This window comes from Alienimonas chondri, assembly GCF_013036045.1.
GTDB classification, from domain to species: Bacteria; Planctomycetota; Planctomycetia; order Planctomycetales; family Planctomycetaceae; genus Alienimonas; species Alienimonas chondri.
The window spans coordinates 1-5,656 of the sequence record NZ_WTPX01000220.1 but is presented as its reverse complement, the minus strand read 5'-3'; the positions used below and the strand labels follow the sequence as shown (position 1 = coordinate 5,656).

General features: G+C 69.1%; 5 protein-coding genes. 3 read left to right on the top strand and 2 right to left on the bottom strand.

Annotation, left to right across the window (positions count from 1 at the left end; genetic code table 11):
• Window positions 1-116: 116 nt before the first annotated feature.
• Window positions 117-1,079 carry a hypothetical protein gene (locus LzC2_RS19895; RefSeq protein ID WP_171189779.1) on the bottom strand — a complete coding sequence of 321 codons (963 nt, stop codon included), beginning with the start codon at window positions 1,077-1,079 and terminating at the stop codon, window positions 117-119.
• Between the two features lie 282 nt (window positions 1,080-1,361).
• On the opposite strand from LzC2_RS19895, the gene LzC2_RS19890 reads away from it, so the two are divergent.
• Both LzC2_RS19890 and LzC2_RS19885 read left to right on the top strand, forming a co-directional pair.
• Window positions 1,362-2,318: a class I SAM-dependent methyltransferase gene (locus tag LzC2_RS19890; RefSeq protein WP_171189778.1), complete on the top strand. Its 957-nt coding sequence runs from the start codon at window positions 1,362-1,364 to the stop codon at window positions 2,316-2,318.
• A 106-nt stretch (window positions 2,319-2,424) separates the two neighbouring features.
• The gene (locus tag LzC2_RS19885) at window positions 2,425-3,516 is read left to right on the top strand and encodes a hypothetical protein (protein WP_171189775.1); all 1,092 of its coding nucleotides are present in this window, start codon (window positions 2,425-2,427) and stop codon (window positions 3,514-3,516) included.
• Window positions 3,517-3,798: 282 nt separating this feature from the next.
• Here the strand turns inward: LzC2_RS19885 and LzC2_RS19880 are convergent, their stop codons facing one another.
• Entirely contained in the window at window positions 3,799-4,758 is a 960-nt protein-coding gene (locus tag LzC2_RS19880) for a diacylglycerol/lipid kinase family protein (protein ID WP_171189777.1), read from the bottom strand.
• Window positions 4,759-5,000: 242 nt separating this feature from the next.
• Between LzC2_RS19880 and LzC2_RS19875 the strand changes: the two genes are divergently transcribed.
• Window positions 5,001-5,495: a hypothetical protein gene (locus LzC2_RS19875; RefSeq protein ID WP_171189776.1), complete on the top strand. Its 495-nt coding sequence runs from the start codon at window positions 5,001-5,003 to the stop codon at window positions 5,493-5,495.
• Window positions 5,496-5,656 lie beyond the last annotated feature (161 nt).

Sequence of the window (5,656 nt, the reverse complement as noted above, 5' to 3'; positions counted from 1 at the left end):
TCTGTGCATCGCTCTACGAACGCCTGCGGGTGAGAAATCGCTCACCCTCACCCCCAGCCCCTCTCCCCCCAGTGTTCCTCAAAAGAGGGGGCGAGGGGAGGACGAGCCGACTCGCCTCACGCCCGTCGCAGCTTGCGGCGGCCGAGGCCCCACAGACCGCTGAAGAGGACGACCAAGGCGCCGGCGCCGCCGACGGCCCACACGGCCCGCTCGTTGCCGATGCGGCTGCGATAGCCGCGGTGCAGATGATCGAGCGACTGCGGCGAGGCGTCCACCAACAGGTGGCCCTGATACACCGTGAACGCGTTCTCGCCGGTGGTGCGGGTGAAGGGCACGACCGCGGCCCGGCGAACGGAGCGCGTGACGTCGTCCGGATTGACGTGCGCGTCGGGGGGCAGGCCGGCGGCTTCGGCGAGTTGCGCGGCGGCGGTGCGCTCGGCGGCGGCGCGGGCGGCGGTCGGGCCGCCGTCCTCATCCGTCGTCAGCGGGCCGACCACCACGATGCGATGCGTGCCCGGGTTCGCGATCCACTCCGGCAGATCGTCTTCGCTGACCAGATCGGCGGGCACGGGGGCGTGAACCTGCTGCGGGCGGCGTTCATTGCGGCGACGCTCCTGGTCCCGCTGCCGCAGCCGTTCGTCGTGCTGGCGAGCGGCGTCCCGCCACGGGGCGGGCGGGCCGACCCGCACTTCCTCCTCCTGTCCGTCGGGCCCCTCCTGCGTGACGAATACCCCGTCGTCGCGGACCTGCACGCGGTCGTCGTTGGCGAAGCGAGTCGTCAGCCGCATGTGGTCGACCTCCGCCTGGTACTGCGTCATCGACTCCACGTGTCGCTGCCGTTGTTCGGCGACCGCAATCTGGTACTCCCGCTGTCCGTGGTCCGCCGTACGCACGCTGATCAACGTCCCGCCCAGCAGAAAGACCGTCATCGCCACGGTTCCCGCCGCCACGGCCCAACCGCGTCGTCCGCGGACGGCCAGCACGATCGCCGTGACCAGCGGCACGACGATCAGCAACACGGCGGCGAGGGCGACGAGGAGCATGAGCCAGGTCGTCGGGGTGGCGGCGGCGTCCATCATGGGGGGCTGTTCGCCGCGGCGGGGGGAATCTTGGCGGGGATTTCGAGAGCCGGCGCCGAAGGCCGGAGTTTGAGCTCTCGACGAGCCTGTTTTTACCTCGAACGCGCCCGGGAACGAGCCGCCGATCCCGCACCCGCGACACGGCTCCGAACCCCGTGCCGCAAGTCTCCGAGCCGCCTTGACAGCCGCGACCGACGCCGACTGTGATCCCTGCCCGATGATTCCCTGCCTCGCGGCCGCGACAGGCCGTCCGGCCGCCTTTGTTTCAGGAGGAGACCGGCCGTGTTGCGCTCGACGCTGCGTCATCTGACGGACCAAATCGCCCCGATCGCGAAGCTGCGGGAGCTGGTCGCCGGGCACGGGATCTATCCGCCGGGACACTTCCATTCGCCCCTGCCCTCCGAGGAAGAGATCGCGGAGGGACTCCGGCGAGCCGCGGCGATCGACGCGGCGACCCTCCGTCCGAATGCCCCGGCCGGCGAAGGGGCCGGCTTGGTTCAGACCGGACTGGGGGGCGTCGATATGAACCGCGACGCTCAACGGGCCCTGTTGGAGGACTTGGCGGCGTTCTACCCGGAGCAGCCGTTCCCGGAACGTCAGACGGAGGGCTGCCGGTATTACTTCGATCAAACGATGTTCTGCTACAGCGACGCGATCCTGCTGTACGCCTTCCTCCGTCACTTCCAACCGCGGCGGGTGGTCGAAGTGGGGTCGGGGTTCTCCTCCGCGGTGATGTTGGACACGCTCGACCGATTCGGGCCGCAGAAGTGCGAACTGACGTTCGTGGAGCCGTACCCGGGCCGCCTCCGCAAGCTGGTGGACCCGGAGGCCGATCCGCGGGTGACGTTGATCGAATCGACGGTGCAGCGGGCGGGCGTGACGCCGTTTGAGCAGTTAGACGCGGGAGATCTGCTGTTCATCGACTCCAGCCACGTCATGAAACCGGGCAGCGACCTGCAGATGCTGCTGTTCGACGTGCTGCCCACGCTGCGGACCGGCACGCTGGTTCATGTTCACGACATCTTCTATCCGTTCGAGTACCCCGCCGACTGGTTGAAAGAAGGCGTCTATTGGAACGAACTGTATTTGTTGCAGGCGTTCTTGATGGGCAATCGGGACTGGGAGATCGTCCTGTTTAACCACTACGTGAACCTGGAGTTCCCGGAGTTTATGGAAGAGAAGATGCCGCTCTGCCGGAAGAACTTCGGCGGCGGGATTTATCTGCGGAAGTTCGGCTGAAGCCTGGACGCGAAAACCCGGAATCCGCGTCCGCTTGTCGGGGCGTGCGGCGGACGCACAGGGTGGGGCGTTCGTTTCCCCGGAGTCTCCGATGCCGTCCTGCCCGTTGATATCGCTGCGCCCGTTCGCCGCCGCGGCCGTTCTGCTGGCGCTCGGCGGTTCGGCCGTCGCTCAGGACAGTCGTTCCCGTGTTGAAGAGGCTTCCCGGGGCAACGGCCCGGCGCCGGTCGCGGGGTTCGTGACCGTCACCGAGAGGGAGGACGCAATCCTCGTGGAGACCGACGCCCTGTCCGCGACGATCCCGCTGGCCGGGTACGTCAGCGGGGTGCAGGCCGGTTCGCTGCGGGACAAGCGGACGGGGGCGACGGACCTCGGCTTCGGCCTGCACATCATGGACTTCCTCATGGCGCCCGGCTGGCGCGACGACGGCTACGAACGCGATCCGAAGCTGCACGGCGACCTGCCCAAGCACTACGTCGAGGGCCCGCAACTTTGCACACAGGCGAAGCGATTGACGGGGGAGGTCACCCGCGGCGACGGCTTCGCCGCGGTCCGCCTGCGGCACACGTTCACCGAAGCCGGCGCCGGCTATGAACCGGGGTCGACGTGGGAACAGACCCTGCTGTTTCGCCCCGGCCTGCGATATGTCCTGACGGCGGAGCGGATCGTCAGCGCGAACGCCGTCGACGATCTCTTTTATCGAATCGATATGCCCGGCCACCTGAAACATGGGGGCGAGCGTGGGAGCACGTTCGAGCAAATCTATCTGAGTTATCAGGACGCCCCCATCCCCGCGTCGGCGTTCTCCGAGCGGTTCGGCCCGGACGAGCGGTTTCTTTATCAACGAACGGGCGACGTGCCGAATCGCATGATTCGCGCCTATCAGGTGCGACTGGGAGAGGGGGACGACGCCGAACCCGGCCCCTGGCTGGCGGGCATGACGCTGGACCCGGCGGCGGTCGCCGAGGCGTGGTGCCACGAACGCGGCTACATCTGCTTTATTCAAGAGCTACACCGCCGCCCGGTCGCCAAGGGGGAAGCGATCGGGGCGGCGTACGTCGTCGGCTGGTTCGACGACGTCCCGGCGATGCACCGCGCCTACAACGAGAACCGCGGCGTGCGGGGAATCGTGCTGGAGGGCGACGGATATCGATTGACGAAATCGGTTCCGCAGGCGGACCAGGCGGACGAGGATTAACCGGGGGACGGCCGTCCGTTGTCCTCCCCTCTCCCTCAGGGAGAGGGGCCGGGGGTGAGGGTGAGCGAGCCTTCGCACGCAGCCGTGCACAGAGTGTTTCCGAGCGAACGCAGCGTCCCGGACGCTCCAAGCGTCCGGGACGCTCGACCGCCGGCGACCGGCCGATCTCCGGGAGAACAGCGGGATCGTGAGCAGCAATCGATCGGCGTCAGCCCCCTCGCCCCCAACCTCTCCCCCCCCGGCGTTCCTTAAAAGAGGGGGCGAGGGGAGGACGATCAGAACCTACGAACGCACCGCACACACTTTCGCCCGCAACCGGCCCGGCAGCAGATCGATTCGCACGCTGCGGACGCCGTTCTCCGGGATGAGGGCCAACTCCCCGTCGACGTGCACCGCCAGCGGGGTCGGGCTCTCCACCGACGCCGAGCGGCAGCGGCCGAGGGCGACGTGCGGGTGAGCGACCGGCGGGCCGCTGCGGGCCAGGCCCGGCAGCATCCGCATCATCCCCCACCGGCCGGCGGCGCCCAGGCGGACCACGTCGAACAGACCGTCGTTCAGCGAGGCGTCCGGCGCCAGCAGGAACCCGCCCTCCCGTCGCCCCAGCAGCAGGTGGAAGGAACGCGTCGGCCAAACGACCGGCGCGGCGTCGTCGTGCGTCACCGTCCACTCCGCCGGCGTCCCGGCCGCCCGCACGGCCCGCATCGCCGCCAGCCCGTACAGCGGCACGCCCTGCAACCAGCCGATTTTGCGGCTTTCGAGCGTCACCCGGCCGGCGAGGCCAGCCCCGCAACAGCAGACAAAGAACCGCTCCCGCTCCTCGCCGTCTGATCCGTCCGCCGAGGACGCGGTCCACCGTAGCCGACCGACGTCCACGGCGTGGGCGGCCGGGCTGTCCAGCGGAGAAGTTCCGAACTGCCGTTGCAGGCTGTGGGCGTAGTCGTTGGCGCTGCCGATCGGGACCACGGCGAAGATCGGCCCGGCCTGCCCCGCTCCCGGACCGTTCGCCCCGCCGGTCGCGCGCAGCAGCCCGTCGGCGACTTCGTGGACCGTGCCGTCCCCGCCGGCCGCGGCGACGACGTCGAACCCCTCACCTGTTGCGGTCGCGGCGAGTCCGGCAGCGTGTCCGGGGCGTTCGGTCGGCCGCAGCGTCACTCGGTTTCCCCATCGCTCCAGAAACCCGGCCAGCCGCCGCCGCGCACGACGACGGCCGGCGGCGGGGTTGAAGATCACGCAGATCCGCACGGAAGAAGCGTCGAGCCGGGAGAAGGAACTGGAACCGGGCAGTCTGTCGGCCCCGCTCCGCGACCGCGACAGAGCCTTTCCGACGGCGCCGCGACCGCCCCGTCTTCACGCAGGCGGTTAGCGATTTTTATACAGGCTGCCTATCAGGCCAGTTGACAGGCCAGGTCTCGTTGCGATGCTTTCTGCTCACGGGTGGCCTGTCGGTCGCCGATTTCGAGACTCGTCCCCTGACGCTTCCCCTGATGCAAGTCACTTTCGATCCCACGATCCCCGCCGAGCGCGAACTCGTTCGTCGGCTCATGCGCCCCCTCGACGCTCCCGACGGCGGGCGTCGTCACGGCCCCGGCCGCGGTCCCGGCGGTCCCGGCAGGAAGGGCCGCGGTACGCACGAGGGGCCCGTTCCGACCGACCCGCAAGCGGTGCGGCGGGGCCTCAATCAACTACTCTCATTGGCCTGCGGGGAGTTCCTGACGCTCGCCGCCCAGCAGTTCGAGCCGGAAGCGGAGTTCACCGTCCCGGCGTTGTCGGAGGCGTCCGGCGTGCCGGTCGAGACGCTGCTCTCCAAGATCCGCACCCTCGGCCACTCCTGCCGTTCGCGGGGGCTGAAGCGGAAGGATTACCTGACTGGCCACGGCGGCGCCCCCCGCCGGTTCAGCCTGCCGCAATGGGTGCACGAAGTTGCCAACAAACAGGCGGATGAACAGGCGAAAGAGGCCTCGGGCGAACAGGCCGAGTGATTCAGGCGGCCTGTGGTCGTCCTCCCCTCTCCCTCAGGGAGAGGGGCCGGGGGTGAGGGTGAGCGAATGATTCTCACGCAGCCGGTCACGAGCCGCCGTTTGACAGGTCAGCGAGCAGGCGGACGACGTCCCGCGATCGGGCGTCGCAGCCCCCTCACCCC

Coding starts and splice junctions, on each gene's coding strand:
- LzC2_RS19875 (WP_171189776.1), top strand. CDS start 5,001: ATGCAAGTCACTTTCGATCCCACGATCCCCGCCGAGCGCGAACTCGTT.
- LzC2_RS19895 (WP_171189779.1), bottom strand. CDS start 1,079: ATGATGGACGCCGCCGCCACCCCGACGACCTGGCTCATGCTCCTCGTC.